The following is a 16,552-nucleotide window of genomic DNA, read 5'->3' on the forward strand; positions in this document are numbered from 1 at the left end:
CGCGGGCGGGATCAGCGTGACGCGCCGGTGAGCGTGCCGTTGCGCGACTCGTTCTGCCAGGCTGTCCGTCCGGCGTTCGCGGCGCTCATGGCCTGCCCCAGCTTGCGGCGGGCCATCTCGCGCGGCGGGACCTCGCTCTCGCGCACCCAGCGGCGGGCGCCGGACATCAGGGCCGAGCCGGCGAGCGCGACACCGGCGAGGCCGATCATCCCGCCGATGCCGATCAGCAGGCCGCCGCCCGCGAGGATCTTGACGTTCACCCGCGAGCCGAGAGCGGACTTCGAGCATTCACCCATCGAACAGCCTCTTCCCTGTTGTTGCGTTCGCTTCGATGCCTACCCATCGGTGACGGCCGGACGGTCAAGCCCTGCACACTGGCGGGTATGGATCTCTCCTCGCGGCGGATCGCCGATGCAGGGCACGGCAGATGGGCCATCAGGGCCGGGCGGGTCTTCGACGGGCTGCGGGCCGTCCCCGGGGCGGGCGTCGTCCTCGTCGAGGACGGGCGCGTGGCCGGGATCGAGGCGGCCGGCTTCGAGCCGCCCGAGGGCTGGGAGGTGCTCGACCGCGGCTCGGGCACCGTGCTGCCCGGCCTCATCGACACCCATGTCCACCTGGTCGGGGACGCCGGGAACGGGGCGCTGGACCGGCTGCCGGAGCTCTCCGGCGACGATCTGTCCCGGACGATCGAGGAGTCGCTGAGACTCCACCTCGCCGCCGGGGTGACGACCGTCCGGGATCTGGGCGACAGGGACTGGTCGGTCGTCGAGCGCCGCGACCGCGGGCTGCCGGGCCTGCCGTCGGTGCTGGCCGCCGGGCCGCCGATCACCAGCAGGGGCGGTCACTGCTGGAACATGGGCGGCGAGGCCGAGGGCGAGGAGGGGCTGCGGGAGGCCGTCAGGGAGCGGGCCCGGCGCGGCGCCGACGTCGTGAAGATCATGGCCAGCGGCGGCATCATGACGCCCGGCACGAGCGTCGAGGCGAGCCAGTTCACCCGGGCGGAGCTGGCCGTGGCCGTCGAGGAGGCGCACGCGGCGGGCCTGCCGGTCACCGCGCACGCCCACGCGGTCGGGGCGATCAGGGACGCGGTCGCGGTGGGCGCCGACGGGATCGAGCACTGCAGCTTCCTGACCGCCGACGGGATGCGCGTGGCCGAGGACGTCCTGGCGGCGCTGATCGCCGCGGACGTCGCGGTCTGCCCGACCCTCGGACGGGCCGGGCTCGCGGTGGCACCGGAACTGCTGGCGCGCATCCTCAAGAACGACATCGGCTACGAGAACCGGTGCGCGCTGTTCACCCGCTGGCACGGGCTCGGCGTGACGATCGTGTCCGGCACCGACGGCGGCATCAACCCGAGCAAGCCGCACGGCCTGCTGCCGGCCTCCCTCGTGGACCTGGCGTCCGCCGGGATGGCCCCGGCGGACGCGCTGGCCACCGCGACCTCGGCCGCGGCGGACGCCTGCGGCCTCGCCGGCCGCAAGGGCAGGATCCTGCCCGGCCACGACGCCGATCTCCTCGTCGTGGCCGGGGACCCGCTCACCGATCCCGCCGCCCTGCTCCGGCCCGACACGGTGTTCCTGGCGGGACGCCCGGCCGGCTGAGCGGCGGGCGTCACAGGAGGCGGGCCGCCACCGCCGCCGAGGAGCGGGGGACGGCCGGATGGAACGCCTCGGCGAAGCGGGCGCGGGCGGGTTCGTACCCGGCCGCGACGGAGCCGAGGTCGCCGAGGGCCTCGATGACGGCGTCCGAGGTGGCCAGGAGCGGACCGGGCGCCTGCGCGGCGAAGTCGAAGTAGAAGCCGCGCAGGTGGTCGCGGTAGGTGTCGAGGTCGTAGGTGAAGAACAGCATCGGACGGCCGGTGCCGGCGAAGTCGAACATCGCCGAGGAGTAGTCGGTGATGAGGACGTCGCTGATCAGGTATAGGTCGGAGATGTCCGGATAGGCCGTGACGTTCACGACGAAGTCGCCGTAGGCGGGGTCGTAGAGATCGTCGGCGATCAGGTGGTGACTGCGGATCAGCACGACGGTGCCGTCGCCGAGAGCCTCGCGGGCGCGCACCAGGTCGAGCCTGGCGTCGAAGCGGTAGCGGCCGCCCTCGTAGAACAGGTCGTCGCGCCAGGTCGGGGCGTACAGGACGACCCGCCGGCCGGCCGGGACGCCGAGCCGTTCCCGCACGGCGGCGGCGCGGGCGGCCGCGCCGGGGGAGTGCAGGACGTCGTTGCGCGGATAGCCCGACTCGAGGATCTCGCCCTCGTACCGGAACGCCCGGCGCAGGATCGGGGTGCTGTAGGCGTTGGGCGAGAGCATCAGGTCCCACTTGGCGACGTCGTCGGCGAGGTGGTCGAGGTAGGCGCCGCCGCTGGCGAACCTGATCTCGCGGATGTCGAAGCCGATCTTCTTCAGCGGGGTTCCGTGCCAGGTCTGCAGGTAGGTCTGGCCCTCGCTCTTCACATAGGAGGCGGGCATGTCGTCGTTGGCGACCACGAAGCGGGAGCGGGCCAGGGCCTCGTAGTAGGCGTGGCTCCACTGGCGGACGACCGTCGCGCCCTCGGGGGCCTCGGTCGCGGTGTCGCGGACGACCCAGACGTGCTCACGGTCGTCGCCCATGCGGCGCAGCTCGTCGGCGATCGCCCGGGGGTTGTCCGAGCACTGCTTGCCCTTCCAGCTGACGAAGGTCACCTGGTCGCGGAGGCCGAGGGAGCGCTGCCGCGGATAGAAACCGGCCTGGATCCGGCGCTGGGCGCAGGCGCCGCGCACGTCGGCGGCGCTGTCGGCGGAAACCTCGACGACGGGGTCGCCGGACCGCGGGCACAGGAAGCGGAAGCGCTTGGCGTCGTGGACGACGGTCTCCTCGCCGGATGCCGGGAGCCGGGAGTGGTCGAACGCAGAGGGGCCGGGCCCGTGCCCGTCCACCGGGCGGACCGTGAGGTCCCAGGTGCCGTCGAGCAGCGGCGCGGTCCGGCCGAAGGACGTCGCGGCGCGCAGCGGCATCCGGACCTCGAAGCGGCCGCCGTCCTGGACGAACGGGAAGGAGTGCCGATGGCCGGTGCCGCGGCGGCGCAGGACGGCCTCCAGCGGCCGGAGGTCCGGGTGGGAGCCGGTCAGGACGAGGACACCGCCGTCCGTCCACTCCCGGGTCTCGATCACCGGGCGGCGGGGGACGGGGACGACACGGGTGACCGGGGCGGTCTCCGCGACGCTCAGCCGGAACACCCTCCGGGGGATGGAGGGGTCGTCGCGGAAGGGGAGGTCGGCGTGGAGCCGGAGCCGCTCGCGCACGACGGGCGTCGCTCCCGGCTTCACCGTCCGCTCCCAGGCGAGCAGCTCCAGCAGGTCGGCCATCCGGCGGGTCCTGATCAGGTGGAACTTCAGCCTGTCCCGGGCGGGCAGGGCGGTGTACAGGCGGGAGGGGACCCGGTCGAGATAGCCGTTGGCCAGGTCGAGGAACATCGTGCGGTAGCCGTCGCCGGCCCGCTGGAGCTCCCTGAAGTACAGCGGCAGATCGTTGGTGAGGACCTTGCGGTGGTGCTCGCGGCGGAGCCGGCGCGGGGAGCAGGCCGACAGGTCGGCGTCGATGGCCAGCAGCGCGCCGATCCGGTCGGACAGGTTGGCGCTGGTCCCTCGCTCCTGCGTGATCGACGGGTTGCCGCCCGACCGCTCCCGCCACTGGTAGATCGGTTCGTCGATCACGTCGACGGACCTCGCGAGGCAGTGCAGCCGGGTCGCGAGCCGGATGTCCTCGTACAGGACGCCCTCGGGGAAGCGCAGCCCGTGGGCGTCCCAGAAGGAGCGGCGGATGACCTTGTTCCACATGGTGACGTCGTAGAGCAGGCTCGGGGTCCTGCTGATGTGGGTGCCGAGCAGCTCGCCCTGGATGGCCCTGCCGTGCAGGTGGGACGGCTTGGTGCCGAACGAGCCGACCCGGTGGACCGCGCCCGAGACGAGGTCGGAGCCGGTCCGCTCCAGGGTGCCGAGGAGCCGTTCGTAGGCGTCCGGGGGGACCAGGTCGTCGCCGTCGGCGAAGGCGAGGTACTCCCCGCGGGCGAGGGCGACGCCGGTGTTGCGGGCCGATCCGGGCCCGGAGTGGTCCTGCGCGACGAGCCGGAAGAGCGGATCGCGATCGGCCCATTCGCGGGCGATCCGGGCGCTGCCGTCGGTCGAGCCGTCGTCGACGAGGATCACCTCGGTGAAGGCGGCGGAGGTCTGGAGCGAGAGGGAGGAGAGGCAGGCGTCGAGGTACTCCTCGACGTCATGGAAAGGGACCACGACGCTCAGCCGCGGCCTTCCTGCACCCGGTGTGATGATCGAGATGTCGGGCGCAAGAGTCACTGAGACTTCCCCTCTTCCTTGGCGTTTCCCGGCGTGTGCGATTCAGGGCATGCTGACGCGCACGCCGTGCGGCGAGTCGTGTGAATGGAAGCGGGCGGCTGGAGGGGTGGACGCGGGCCCCACCCGAGGTGAGAACCCGCTGACCGATCGCTTGGGGGCATCTTAGGACAATCCAAACCTTCCGCGAATGGTTGATGAAGTTCCGATGCCGTATCGCTTCCGGCAGAGGAAGATCGCGTTTCCGGTGCCGCGCTCGGCCACCCGTTTTGACGGGGGCGGTGGGTACCGTGGGAACGGTGGACGGACTGACGTGGACGGGCTGATCGGGCGGGAGCATCCGGCGGGGGTGCTGAACGGGGAGATCGAGCGCGCCGTCACGAGCCACGGCGGTCTGGTGCTGGTGACCGGAGAGGCGGGGATCGGGAAGAGCGCCCTGGTCGCCGCGGGCGCCGAGACGGCCAGGGCGCGGGGCGCCCTGGTGCTCAACGGCGCCTGCTGGGATTCCGACAGTGCGCCCGGCTACTGGCCGTGGACCCAGATCGTGCGCGCGCTGCGGCGTCACAGCGAGGTGGCCGAGTGGACGCGGCCGCTCGACGTGCTGCTCGGGGAGGCCTCATCGGCCGGTCCCCAGGGCGGCGAGACGCGGGGAACGGAACCGCCGGGGGCCGACGAGACCGACGCCTTCCGGCTGTTCGACGCCGTCGCGACCGTCCTGGTGGGGGCGTCACAGGAGCGGCCGGTCGTCGTGGTCCTGGAGGACCTGCACTGGGCCGACGCCGCCTCGCTGCGGCTGCTGGAGTTCGCCGCCCAGCACACCTGGTTCGAACGCCTCCTGCTGATCGGCACCTACCGCGACGTCGAGGTCGACGAGGCGACCCACCCCCTGGCCCCGCTGATGGCGCCGCTGGTCGCCAAGGCCACCACGCTCACGCTGACCGGGCTCGACGAGGCGGGCGTCGAGGCGCTGATCTCCCGGACGTCGGGGCTGCGGCCGGAGCGGAGCCAGGTCACCGAGGTCCTGCGGCACACGGGCGGCAATCCCTTCTTCGTCGAGCAGACGGCCCGCCTGTGGCGCAGCGGGGGATCGGTGTCGTCGGTCGCGCCCGGGGTGCGGGAGGCGGTGCGGCACCGGCTGTCACTGCTGCCCGCGCCGGTCGTCGAGCTGCTCACCCATGCCGCCGTGCTCGGCCGGAGGTTCCACCGGCGGGCGCTGGCGGCCTGCGCGGGCCTGCCGGACGAGCAGGCCGGGCGGCGGATCGAGCGCGCGGTGATCGCCCGCCTGGTGACCTCGGAGGGCGAGGGCCGCTTCGCCTTCGCCCACGACCTGGTGCGCGAGACCCTCTACGACGAGGCCGACGTGCGACGGCTGCACGCCGGGGTCGTCCGGGCGCTGGACTCCTCGCCGGAGGCCGCCGCCCTGGTGCTGCCCGCCGATCTGGCCCGCCACGCCCATCTCGCGGGCACCGAGCTGCCCGCGGCCCGCAGGGTCGAGATCATGCGGGCGGCCTCCGACGACGCGCTCACCCGGATCGCGACGGACGAGGCCGCGGCCCATCTGCGCCGCGCGTGCGAGGCGGTCGAGGATCCGGCCCAGCACGTGATCCTCGCCCTCGATCTCGGCCGCACCCTGCACCACATGGGCGGCAACCGCGCGGAGATGTGGCAGGTGCTGGAGAACGGCGCCGCCCTCGCCCGCGATCTGGGCGACCCCGTGCTGCTGGCGCGGGCCGCCCTCATCCTGCTGCCCGTCGAAGGAGACCCCGCCCATCAGGCGCTCAAGCGGCGGCTGCTGCGCGAGGCCTACGGCGCGATGATCGGTGAGGAGCCGGGGGAGCGGCCCGACGGCCGGCTGGCCGACGAGCTGACGGCCCACATCGCGGTGCGGGCCAGGGACGGCGACGACGACGAGGCCCTGGCGTTCAGCCTGTGGGCCAGGCACGACACCATCTGGGGTCTCGGCACGGCACGCGAACGGGTCGCCCTCACCGGCGAGATGATGGACGTCGCCCGGCGCCGCGGCGACCACGACACCGAGCAGTTCGCGTGCTCGCTGCGCTGGGTGGCGCTGCTGGAGCTCGGCGATCCCCGCTTCATCGGCCAATGGGAGTCCTTCCTCGGCCTCGCCGCGCGGCTGGGCACCCCCAGGTTCGTGGCGGCGGCGATGGTCGACCGGGCCATCATCGAGCAGATGCGCGGCGCGTTCGCCGAGGCCGAGGCCCTGCTGGAGCGGGCCGTCGGGGAGGAGCACGACCACGACCACGTCTCGGAGTTCGGCTACATGGAGCGGCACCTGGAGTGGATGACCCTGCTGCCGCAGGGCAAGACCACCGCGCTGGAGGAGGTCCGGCGCAGGGCCGTCGCCGAGGGCCATCCGCAGACGGGCCTGATCGAGGGGATCAACGCGCTCCAGCGCGGCGACGTCGAGACGGCGCTGCGCCACCGCGACGACGGCCCCTACCCGCGGATCTACGCTCCGCTCGCGCTGCGGTTCCAGGCCGAGCTGGCGGCGGCGACCGGCGACCGCGAGCTGGCCGGGCGGGTCAGGAGCGAGCTCGCGCCGCACTCGGGGGAGTGGCTGGTCTCGCTCTACGGCTGCGACATCAGCGGCCCCGTGGACCTCTGGCTGGCCGTGCTGGACGCCGCCGAGCGGTGCTGGCCCGAGGCGATCAGGGGCTTCAGGGCCGCCGCCGCGTCGGCCGACCGGCTCGGCGCGCGCGTCTGGTCGGTCGAGGCGCGGCACCGGCTCGCCCGGGCGCTGGCCGAGGCCGGAGACCCCGAGGCCGGGCCGGTCGCCGCGGAGGCGGAGAAGGAGGCGGCGGAGCTCGGCATGCGGCACCTCGCCCCGCGGGAGCGGGAGAGCGCGGGGTTCCGGCGCGAAGGCGCGGTCTGGGCCCTGGTCTTCGCGGGCAGGGAGACCCACATGCCCGACGCCAAGGGCCTGCACGACCTGCACACGCTGCTGCGCCGCCCCGGAGCGGAGATCCGCGCCGTCGAACTGCTCGACCCGGCCGCGGGCCCCGAGCTGGCCGCGGCCCGCGGGCTGGGCGGCGACCCGGTGCTGGTCGCCGAGGCCAAGGCCGCCTCCCGCAGGCGCCTGGAGGAGCTGGACGGCCTGATCGACGACGCCGCCGCGCTCGGCGACACCGCCCGCGCCGCCCGCCTGGACTCCGAACGCGGAGCGCTGCTCGCCGAGCTGAGGACCGCCGTCGGCCTCGCCGGCCGCGACCGCAGGCTCGGCGACGAGGCCGAACGGGCCCGCAAGACCGTCACCGCCCGGATCCGCGACACCCTCCGCAAGCTCGACGCCGCCCACCCCGAACTCGCCGGCCACCTCCGCGCCTCGGTCTCCACCGGCGCGGTCTGCTCCTACCGCCCCGACCGCGAGACCGCCTGGCACCTGTGACGCCCGGCGGTCCCGCGGGGTGATCCGGCCGGTCACTTGCGGTTGTACAGGCGCATCGTCAGGGAGCCGAACACGGCGACCAGCGCGGCCGAGGCGGCCAGCACCCAGAGGATCTCGCCGCCGCCGGTGGTGCCGCCCATCAGCGAGCGGGAAGCGGCGACGAGATGGGAGATCGGGTTGACGTCGACGAACGCCTGGAGCCAGCCCGGCATGGTCTCCGGGTCGACGAACACGTTGCTCAGGAAGGTCAGCGGGAACAGGAACAGCATGCTCACGCCCATCACCGACTTCTCGCTGCGCAGCAGGAGGCCGAACATGGTCCACACCCAGGAGAAGGCGAAGGAGAACACGACGAGCAGCGCGATCGCCCCGGCCACGCCCGCCACCCCTCCGTCGGGACGGTAGCCGAGGGCCAGCCCGACCAGGAGGATCGTGATGGAGGCCAGCACGTAGCGCAGGACGTCGGCGAGCAGGCAGCCGACCAGCGCGGCGGGCCGCCAGATCGGCAGCGTGCGGAACCGGTCGAAGACGCCGCGCTCGATGTCCTTGTTCACCTCCACGCCCGTGTACATCGTGATCATGACGACGCTGGTCACGAGGATGCCGGGGAGCAGGAACTCCAGGTAGGCCGCCGTCGATCCGGCGATCGCGCCGCCGAACAGATAGGTGAACATCAGCGTCATGATGATCGGGAACGCGGTCACGTCGAAGAGCTGCTCGGGCACATGCTTGATCTTCAGCATCGCCCGCCAGCCGAAGGCGACCGACGCCGTCAGGGCGTTCGGGGGCGGGGGACGCTCGCCGCGGGCGAGGACCGTCGAGAGGTTCTCGGCGAGCGGAGCGGTGGACCTGCCGGGCTCGGTGGTGGTGGTCATGCCGCGGCCTCCTTCACGGGCTGGTCGGTGAGGGCGAGGAAGACCTCGTCCAGGCTGGGCTGGCCGAGGGAGAAGTCCCCGACCTCGATGCCGGCCGCGGCCAGCGAGGCGAGCGCGCGGGAGGCCCGGGCGGGGGCGTCGGCGGCGGCCGTCAGCCGGGCGGTCAGCGCGACCGGGTCGGCGTCCGGCTCGGCCGGCACGCCGAGCGCCTCCGACAGGACGGCCGCGGCCTCGGCCCGGCGGGCGGCGTCGCGCAGCCGCAGGTGCACGGTCCCCGCGCCGACCGAGGACTTGAGGTGGTCGGGGGACCCCTGGGCGACGACCCTGCCGTGGTCGACGACCGCGATCCGGGCCGCGAGCTGGTCGGCCTCGTCGAGGTACTGCGTGGTCAGCAGGACCGTGGTGCCGTGGGCGACGACGATCCTGACGATGTCCCACACCTGGCTGCGGCTGCGCGGGTCGAGGCCCGTCGTCGGCTCGTCCAGGAACAGCAGGTCGGGGGTGTTGAGGATGCTCGCGGCGATGTCGATGCGCCGCCGCATCCCGCCGGAGTAGTTCTTCACCTGCCGGTCGGCGGCCTCCTCCAGGCCGAACGCCGCCAGCAGCTGGGCGGCCCGGTCGCGGGCGGCGGGTCTGCGGTGGCCGGTGAGCCTGCCGAGCAGGATCAGGTTCTCGGCGCCGGTGAGGTCCTCGTCGACCGAGGCGTACTGCCCGGTCAGGCTGACCCGGGAGCGCACCGCGTCGGCCTCGGCGCGCACGTCGCGCCCGAACACCCGGGCCTCGCCGCCGTCGGGACGCAGCAGCGTGGCCAGCACCCGGACGGCGGTCGTCTTCCCGGCACCGTTGGGGCCGAGCAGCCCGTACACGGTCCCGGCGGGGACGGTCAGATCGAGGCCGTCCAGCGCGCGGGTGTCGCCGAAGCGTTTCACCAGCCCCGACGTCTCGATGGCCTGTTCAGTCATGATCGATCTCCTCCAGCGGGGACGGGGGGTCCTCTCACCCTGGAGGCGCTAGTTCGCGCCTAGCGAGCCGCTAGGGGCTGTTTCAAAGTCGGCGCAGTAGGGCAGTTGACTTTGAAACAGCCCCTAGACGCGAACAGGTGTTTGAAGGGTCATTTCACCTTGAAGCCGAAGGCGCCCTTGGTGAGGGCCTTCTTGAAGACCTTGACGCTGCTCTTCTGGTGTTCGAGGACGAAGTCGCCGTCGCGCTCGGCGGGGCGCTTGTCGGCGTTGAACCAGATGAAGCCGATCACGTTCGGGTAGTGGGCGACCCCGGCGAGGAAGTCCTTGATGTAGGCATTGCGGATCTTGCCGGTGCTCGCGCCCGTCTCGGGGATGATGATCGGCTTCTTGGTGAAGGTCCTGATCTGCTTGAACGTCGGGATGAACAGGCCGTTGAAGGTCTTCTTGCGGGTACCGCGCTGGTAGCCGACCACGCCGACCCAGTCGACGTAGTTCGCGCCCGGCCAGTACTTGCGGAGCTTGATCTCCGGCCGGGAGCCGGTCTCGTTCGGCTGCCACATCCAGATCGCGTTGCTCGCCCCGGCCTTCCAGAAGATCGAGTGCATGCGCCGCCACGCCGCCACCCACTGCGCCGGCGTGTTCATGTAGTCGCAGGCGTTCTCGACCGCGGGGTCGTCGGCCTGCGGACGGCTGCAGGTTCCCCAGGGGTACCACTCGGCGTTGAACTCGTGCGCGAAACTGAAGATCACCGGGATCTTCGCGGCGCGGATGCCGAGGGCCAGGCGCCGGATGTAGGCGTCCTCGGCGCCCGCGGCGATGGTCGCCATGGTGATGCCCCGGCCGCGCGGCCACAGCTCCAGTTCGAGCTGGGGGAGGGCGCCGGACTTCCAGACCCCGGTGGCCCACGCCGCGTCGTAGTCGTCGCCCCAGTTGTAGAAGTTCTTGATGATGTTGGGCTTGCGGCCGGTCGCCCGGCCGAACCTCGCCGCGTCGGCGACCTTGTCGGGGCCGGGGGTGAACAGCCCGACGTACTCCCGTTTCGGGTAGATGTACTTCGTCACCTTCGCCACCCCCGGGGCGTTCCAGCGTTTGAAGCCCTTGGGCGCCGGGTTGTTGTAGCGGGCCTTGGCGGGCTTGGGGGCCTGCTTCGGCGCGGCGTCGGCGACTCCGGTCAGCATCGGGGCCAGCAGGACGGCGGCCACGAGTACACGGCGCTTCATCGGGGGGTTCGCTCCTCGGGGTACGGCGGCGGGGTGGGCCGGGATAGAGGGGGGGACGCCCAGGCTACGCAGGACCGGCCGCCCGCCTGGGCGCTATGGCCCGATTGACGGGTGAAACGGGCGGGGCTAGCGTGATCGGCGTCACGTCGTGTTGGGCTCTCGGGCGGGAGGCGGTCATGACGCAGATGGCGGATTCGGGGCTCGCCGAGTCGTTCGGGGCACTGCCGGCGGAGCTCGCCGACCTGCTGAGACCCGAGATCGCGGCGCTCAGTGACGAGATCGTGAGCGAGATCGGCCGGTGCGTGCCCGAGTTCGCGCCGTTCGGTGAGGGCCCCGCCAAGGACCAGGTCGCCGCGGCGGTCGCCCGGGGCCTGCGGCAGTTCATCGACCGGATCGCCGATCCCGGGCTGCCCGCCGAGGTGGGCGTCGCGCTGTACCGGGCACTCGGCCGGTCGGAGTTCGTCTCCGGCCGCAGCCTGGACGGCCTGCAGGGCGCGTTCCGGGTCGGGGCCAGGGTCGCCTGGCGCTGCTACGCCCAGACCGGCAAGCGGGCGGGCCTGCCGCCCGACACCATGTACATGCTCGCCGAGACGGTCTTCGCCTTCATCGAGGAGGCGGGGGCGCACGCCGTCGGCGGCTACTCCGATCTGCGCGCCCAGCTCGCGGGGGAGGTCGAGCGCAAGCGGCGGCGGCTGCTGGAGCTGCTGGTGGCCGATCCTCCGGTCGCCTCCCAGGCCAGGATCGCCGAGCTGGCGGCCGAGGCCCGGTGGCATCTCCCCGAGAGGGTCGCCTGCGCGGCCCTCGACGAGCCGTGGCGGACCGCCCATCTGGTCTCGCCCGCCGTCGACTCCGGCATCCTGATGGACCTGGACCGGCCCGATCCCTATCTGGTCGTCCCGGATCCCGAGGCGCCCGGCCGGTCCGAGCAGCTGCTCCGGGCGTTCGGCGAGGCCCGGCTGAGCATCGGGCCCGCCGTCGCGATCGGCGAGGCGCCGCTGTCGCTGCGGATGGCCAGGCAGGGGCTCGTGCTGGCCGGAAGGGGCGTGTTCGACGGCTATCCGGTCCGCTGCGAGGAGCATCTGCCGACCTTCGTGTTCCTCCAGGACGAGCGGGTCATGCGGCTGCTCGCCGAACGCAGCATGGCGCCGTTCGCCCGCTTCAGCCGGCTGAACAGGGCCCGGCTGTCGGAGACGCTCTACGCCTGGCTCCGGGTCGAGGGGAAGATCGTCGACGTGGCCGAGCTGCTCCATCTGCATCCGCAGACCGTCCGCTACCGGATGCGCCAGATCGAGGAGATGTTCGGGACCCGGCTGCACGATCCCGACTGGCGCTTCGAGATGGAGATGGGGCTGAGGGTCCGCGACCTGCTCACGGAGGAGTGAACCGGGCCCCGGTCCGTACTGGTCTAGACAGGTTGACAGCGGTCTAGACCGGTCATACGGTGCATTTCATTGGCATCGGGTGCTCTGAGTCGGGGTTCGGTACATGGAAGTCGTGATCGTCAAGGACAAGGCCGCGCAGGGCGAGCTGGTGGCCGCGGCCGTCGCCCGCCTGGTCGGGGAGAAGCCGGACGCCCTGCTGGGGGTCGCCACCGGCTCGACGCCGCTGCCCGTCTACGAGGCGCTGGCCGCGCTGGTGGCCGGCGGCCTGGACGTCTCCCGGCTGCGGGTCTGCCAGCTCGACGAGTACGTCGGACTGCCCGCCGGGCATCCCGAGTCCTACCGCGAGGTCGTCCGCAAGGAGGTCGTGCAGCGGCTCGGACTGCCCGCCGGCTCCTTCCTCGGCCCGGACGGAGGGGCGGGGGACATCGTCGCGGCCTGCGCCGCCTACGAGCGGGTGCTGGCCGAGGCCGGCGGGGTCGACCTCCAGATCCTCGGCGTCGGGACCGACGGCCACATCGGCTTCAACGAGCCCTGCTCGTCGCTGGCTTCCCGGACCCGGATCAAGACCCTCACCGAGCAGACCAGGGTCGACAACGCCCGGTTCTTCGGCGACGACCTCTCCCAGGTCCCGCAGCACGTGATCACCCAGGGCATCGGCACCATCCTCGAGGCCCGCCACCTCGTCCTGCTCGCCACCGGCGAGGGCAAGGCCGAAGCGGTCGCCGCGACCGTCGAGGGCCCCCTGTCCGCGCTGGTCCCGGCCTCGGCCCTCCAGCTCCACCCGCACGCCACCGTCGTCGTCGACGAGGCCGCGGCCTCCCGCCTGAAGCTCGCCTCCTACTTCAAGGCCACCTACGCCCACAAGCCGGCCTGGCAGGGCCTCTGATCCCGGGCCCTCCTGATCCCGGGCCCTCCGCCCGGGACTTCCCGGGCAGGCGGCGGCCCCCGCCGCCACCTGCCGGAGTTCCGATCGCCAGGGCCTCCGGCGTCTCCTCCTCCCCTGAGACGCTTCGGGGGCGGCCCGGCGTTGCAAGGGACTTCAACCCGATCGCAACCGGGCCGCAAGCGGGGTGGGGGACAGTGATCTCATGTCAGAGAAAGAGCGGTTGCGGCGGGAGCTCCACGACGGGCTCGGCCCGCTGCTGACCATGCTGGCCCTGCGGGCGGGCGCCGCCAGGGCGCAGCTGGTGAACGGGCGTCTCGCCGACGCCGACGCGACGCTGGCCCAGCTCCAGTCGGACGTGGCGGTGGCCGCCGCCGAGCTGAGGGCGGTGCTGGGCGACACGCGGATCCCGCGCCTGGCGGGGACGGGCCTGGCCGAGGCGGTCCGCGACCAGATGGCCAGGCACGGGGACGGGCGGATGGTCCTGCGGGCGGGCGATCTGCCGCCGCTGCCTGCCGACGTGGAGGAGGCGGCGTTCCGCATCGTCTGCGAGGCGCTCCACAACGCCGCCAGGCACGCGGGGGCCTCCCGGATCAAGGTGAGCCTCGAGGCGGTGCCGGGCGGCCTCGCGGTGCTGGTCGCCGACGACGGCACCGGGCTGCCGCCGGAGCCCCGCCAGGGCCTCGGCCTGCGCTCCATGCGGACCAGGGCCGAACAGGTCGGCGGCAGGCTCACCCTGTCCTCGGCCCCCGGCGACGGCCTGGCCGTCCGGGTGTTCCTGCCGTTCAGTCATACGTATCGCCCCGCCCGCGGCCCGGCCTCCGCGCTGCTGAGCACCGCCGACTGACGCCGGGTCCCCCCCGTGCCGGGCAGCCGGAGGGACCCGGCACGGGAGTGGCCCGGCCGTCAGCCGAAGTGGGCGGGGGCGCCGTCGTGCGCGGTCTCGGCCTTGGTGTTGACCAGCACGGCCACCGCGACGGCGGCCACGGCGAGGAAGGCGGCGCTCCAGTAGAACGCGGTCGTGAACCCGTGGACCGTCCCCTCGGCCCGTGCCTGCGCGGAGACGCCGTGGCTGACGATGTAGGCGGTGGTCGCGCTGGCGGCGATCGTGTTCAGCAGGGCGGTGCCGAGCGATCCGCCGATCTGCTGCGTGGTGTTGACCAGGGCGCTGGCCACGCCCGCGTCGTGGTTCTTGACGCCGGTGAGCGCCGTGTTCGACAGCGGGACGAAGATCAGGCCCATGCCGATGGCCATGGCCGTCAGCACCGGCAGCACATGGGCACCGTAGGAGCTGGTCGGGGTGAGCTGCGCCAGCCCGAGCATCCCGAGGATGGCCAGCACGAACCCGGTGAGCATCGTGGCGCGCGGCCCGAAGCGCGGCAGGAGCTGGCTGGCGGCCGCGGCGGACACGATGATGCCGATCGAGAACGGCAGGAACGCGAAGCCCGTCTTGAGCGCGGAGTACCCGAGGATCAGCTGGAAGTAGTAGGTCATGAACAGGAACATCCCGAACATGCCGACGCCCAGCAGCAGCGAGGTCAGGTAGGCGCCGCCCCGGTTGCGTTCGGTCAGCACCCGCATCGGCAGCAGCGGGTTGTCCGACCTCAGCTCCCACACCACGAAGCCGACCAGCAGGAAGCCCGCGGCGACCAGATAGCCCCAGCTCTTCGGAGAGCCCCAGCCGTGCGTCTCGGCCTGGGTGAACCCGAAGACCAGCGAGACGAGGCCGAGAGTGGACAGGACCGCGCCCGGGATGTCATAGCTCGTGCTGCCGTCGGCCTTGCTCTCCGACAGCACCCGCCGGGCGGCCACGGCCGCGAGGATCGCGATCGGGATGTTGACGAACAGGCACCAGCGCCAGTCCAGGTACTCGGTGAGGACGCCGCCGACGATCAGGCCGATCGCCGCGCCGCCGCCCGCGATCGCGCCGTAGACGCCGAACGCCTTGGCCCGCTCCCTGACGTCGGTGAAGGTGACCGTGAGCAGGGACAGCGCCGCCGGCGCGAGCAGCGCGCCGAACAGGCCCTGGAGCGCCCGGGCGGCGAACAGCATCTCCTGCCCGTTCGCGGCGCCGCCGATCGCCGAGGCGACCGCGAAGCCGACGAGGCCGATGACGAAGCAGCGCTTGCGCCCCGAGTAGTCGGCGATCCGGCCGCCGAGCAGGAGGAAGCCGCCGAACGCCAGGGTGTAGGCGGTGACCATCCACTGTCTGTTGGCGTCGGAGATGTTCAGGTCGGCCTGGGCCGACGGAAGCGCGATGTTCACGATCGAGGCGTCGAGGACGACCATCAGCTGGGCGATCGCGATGACCCCCAGGGCCCGCCATCGGCGGGGATCGGCGTGCACCGGCGGACGGTTCAGAGTTTCGGCTGTCACAATTACCTTGAACAGCGAAAATAGCGTCAGACCATCCCTTTGTGTGATCAAAAGTGCGTATGGTTATGACAAGCCGATCATTACGTTTTACGGATTCCCCTTTGCCCGGCAAGGGGGATTTCGGCCGCCCGCCCCGGGGACGATCTCTCCATATCGATCACTTCCTGGGGGCGTGGGTGAAAAGACTCGCAGTGGGCCTGGCGGCGGCCTTTGTCGCAGGTGTGGCCGCGGTGCTGATGGGGCTCCTCGTGCTCCTCGTGGGCTTCGCCGACGTCGATCTGGTGCCGTCGGGGAGCTCCGTCCGGCAGGAGGGAAAGAAGGCCTATCGCGCCGCCGTCGCCCCCGACGTGAACGAGCGGCGCGGGATCCGGCGGGCCGACCGCTACCCGCACGACTGCTCGAAGGAGAAGTGCGTCGCGCTCACCTTCGACGACGGCCCGGTCAAGGGGACGGGCCGGGTGCTCGACGCCCTGGCCCGCGCCAAGGCGAAGGCGACGTTCTTCGTGCTCGGCTCCATGGCCGCGGAGGAACCGGGGATGCTGCGGCGGGCGGCCGCCGAGGGGCACGAGATCGGCAACCACACCTGGGACCACGCGGATCTGTCGCGCCTGCCCGCCGCGCGGATCCGGCGCGAGATCCGGCGGACCGGTGATCTGGTCACCCGGCTGACGGGCGTCACGCCCCGGCTCCTGCGGCCCCCGTACGGCGCGTCGAACCGGCGGGTGGTGAGGGCGGCGCGGAGTTTCGGCCTGCCGCAGATCATGTGGGCGGTCGACCCGCAGGACTGGCGCGACCACCGGCCCGCCTCGGTCACGCACCGTGTTCTCAAGGACGTTCAGCCGGGCCATATCGTCCTGATGCACGACATCCAGCCGGGCACCGTGAAGGCCGTCCCGAGGGTGCTGAAGACGTTGAAGCGGCGCGGATATGTGTTCGTCACCGTTTCCGAGTTGCTCGCGGGGGAGCTCACTCTTCCCGGAAACGAGTATCGGGAACGTCCCGAAACGGAGGAAGATGTCTGACTCGGACGGTAAGTAATTGATGGCTACATGACCTGATTGCTTGCCTTTGTTCCGTTTCCGCCTGACGATGAGGCTTCCGTAAGAACTTCGGAGGCGCGAC

At 72.3% G+C, this 16,552-nt stretch carries 12 protein-coding genes; 6 read left to right on the top strand and 6 right to left on the bottom strand.

Features of this window, described 5'->3' with window-relative positions; all coding sequences use genetic code 11:
* Window positions 1–11: 11 nt before the first annotated feature.
* Window positions 12–296 carry a hypothetical protein gene (locus ABD785_RS17970; protein WP_344829403.1) on the bottom strand — a complete coding sequence of 95 codons (285 nt, stop codon included), beginning with the start codon at window positions 294–296 and terminating at the stop codon, window positions 12–14.
* 87 nt (window positions 297–383) lie between these two features.
* On the opposite strand from ABD785_RS17970, the gene ABD785_RS17975 reads away from it, so the two are divergent.
* Entirely contained in the window at window positions 384–1,601 is a 1,218-nt protein-coding gene (locus ABD785_RS17975; RefSeq protein WP_344829405.1) for an amidohydrolase family protein, read from the top strand.
* Between the two features lie 10 nt (window positions 1,602–1,611).
* Here ABD785_RS17975 and ABD785_RS17980 read toward each other — a convergent pair whose 3' ends face one another.
* Window positions 1,612–4,329 (bottom strand): bifunctional glycosyltransferase/CDP-glycerol:glycerophosphate glycerophosphotransferase, encoded by a 2,718-nt coding sequence (locus tag ABD785_RS17980; RefSeq protein WP_344829407.1) that lies wholly within the window; start codon window positions 4,327–4,329, stop codon window positions 1,612–1,614.
* Between the two features lie 310 nt (window positions 4,330–4,639).
* On the opposite strand from ABD785_RS17980, the gene ABD785_RS17985 reads away from it, so the two are divergent.
* Complete coding sequence (locus ABD785_RS17985) at window positions 4,640–7,732, top strand: ATP-binding protein (protein WP_344829409.1); 3,093 nt, start codon at window positions 4,640–4,642, stop codon at window positions 7,730–7,732.
* Window positions 7,733–7,764: 32 nt separating this feature from the next.
* Here the strand turns inward: ABD785_RS17985 and ABD785_RS17990 are convergent, their stop codons facing one another.
* From ABD785_RS17990 to ABD785_RS18000, 3 genes are all read right to left on the bottom strand, one after another.
* Window positions 7,765–8,607 (bottom strand): ABC transporter permease, encoded by an 843-nt coding sequence (locus tag ABD785_RS17990; protein ID WP_344829410.1) that lies wholly within the window; start codon window positions 8,605–8,607, stop codon window positions 7,765–7,767.
* A complete protein-coding gene (locus tag ABD785_RS17995) occupies window positions 8,604–9,569 on the bottom strand; it encodes an ATP-binding cassette domain-containing protein (RefSeq protein WP_344829412.1) in 966 nt (321 codons plus the stop codon). Before ABD785_RS17995 ends, ABD785_RS17990 begins: the two co-directional genes overlap by 4 nt.
* Before the next feature lie 149 nt (window positions 9,570–9,718).
* Complete coding sequence (locus ABD785_RS18000; protein ID WP_344829415.1) at window positions 9,719–10,789, bottom strand: glycoside hydrolase family 26 protein; 1,071 nt, start codon at window positions 10,787–10,789, stop codon at window positions 9,719–9,721.
* A 176-nt stretch (window positions 10,790–10,965) separates the two neighbouring features.
* Here ABD785_RS18000 and ABD785_RS18005 point away from each other — a divergent pair, with 176 nt between their 5' ends.
* The 3 genes from ABD785_RS18005 (at window position 10,966) to ABD785_RS18015 (ending at window position 13,901) form a co-directional block, all read left to right on the top strand.
* Window positions 10,966–12,171, top strand: coding sequence for a PucR-like N-terminal domain-containing protein (locus ABD785_RS18005; RefSeq protein ID WP_344829417.1), 1,206 nt, complete (start codon window positions 10,966–10,968; stop codon window positions 12,169–12,171).
* A gap of 103 nt (window positions 12,172–12,274) precedes the next feature.
* Window positions 12,275–13,057, top strand: coding sequence for a glucosamine-6-phosphate deaminase (gene nagB, locus ABD785_RS18010; RefSeq protein WP_344829419.1), 783 nt, complete (start codon window positions 12,275–12,277; stop codon window positions 13,055–13,057).
* A gap of 202 nt (window positions 13,058–13,259) precedes the next feature.
* Window positions 13,260–13,901 carry a sensor histidine kinase gene (locus tag ABD785_RS18015; protein ID WP_344829421.1) on the top strand — a complete coding sequence of 214 codons (642 nt, stop codon included), beginning with the start codon at window positions 13,260–13,262 and terminating at the stop codon, window positions 13,899–13,901.
* 59 nt (window positions 13,902–13,960) lie between these two features.
* Here ABD785_RS18015 and ABD785_RS18020 read toward each other — a convergent pair whose 3' ends face one another.
* Window positions 13,961–15,400: an MFS transporter gene (locus ABD785_RS18020; RefSeq protein ID WP_344829424.1), complete on the bottom strand. Its 1,440-nt coding sequence runs from the start codon at window positions 15,398–15,400 to the stop codon at window positions 13,961–13,963.
* A gap of 206 nt (window positions 15,401–15,606) precedes the next feature.
* Here ABD785_RS18020 and ABD785_RS18025 point away from each other — a divergent pair, with 206 nt between their 5' ends.
* Complete coding sequence (locus ABD785_RS18025; protein WP_344829426.1) at window positions 15,607–16,452, top strand: polysaccharide deacetylase family protein; 846 nt, start codon at window positions 15,607–15,609, stop codon at window positions 16,450–16,452.
* Window positions 16,453–16,552 lie beyond the last annotated feature (100 nt).

Source organism: Actinocorallia longicatena, from assembly GCF_039534125.1.
In the GTDB taxonomy this organism is placed as follows: Bacteria; Actinomycetota; Actinomycetes; order Streptosporangiales; family Streptosporangiaceae; genus Actinocorallia; species Actinocorallia longicatena.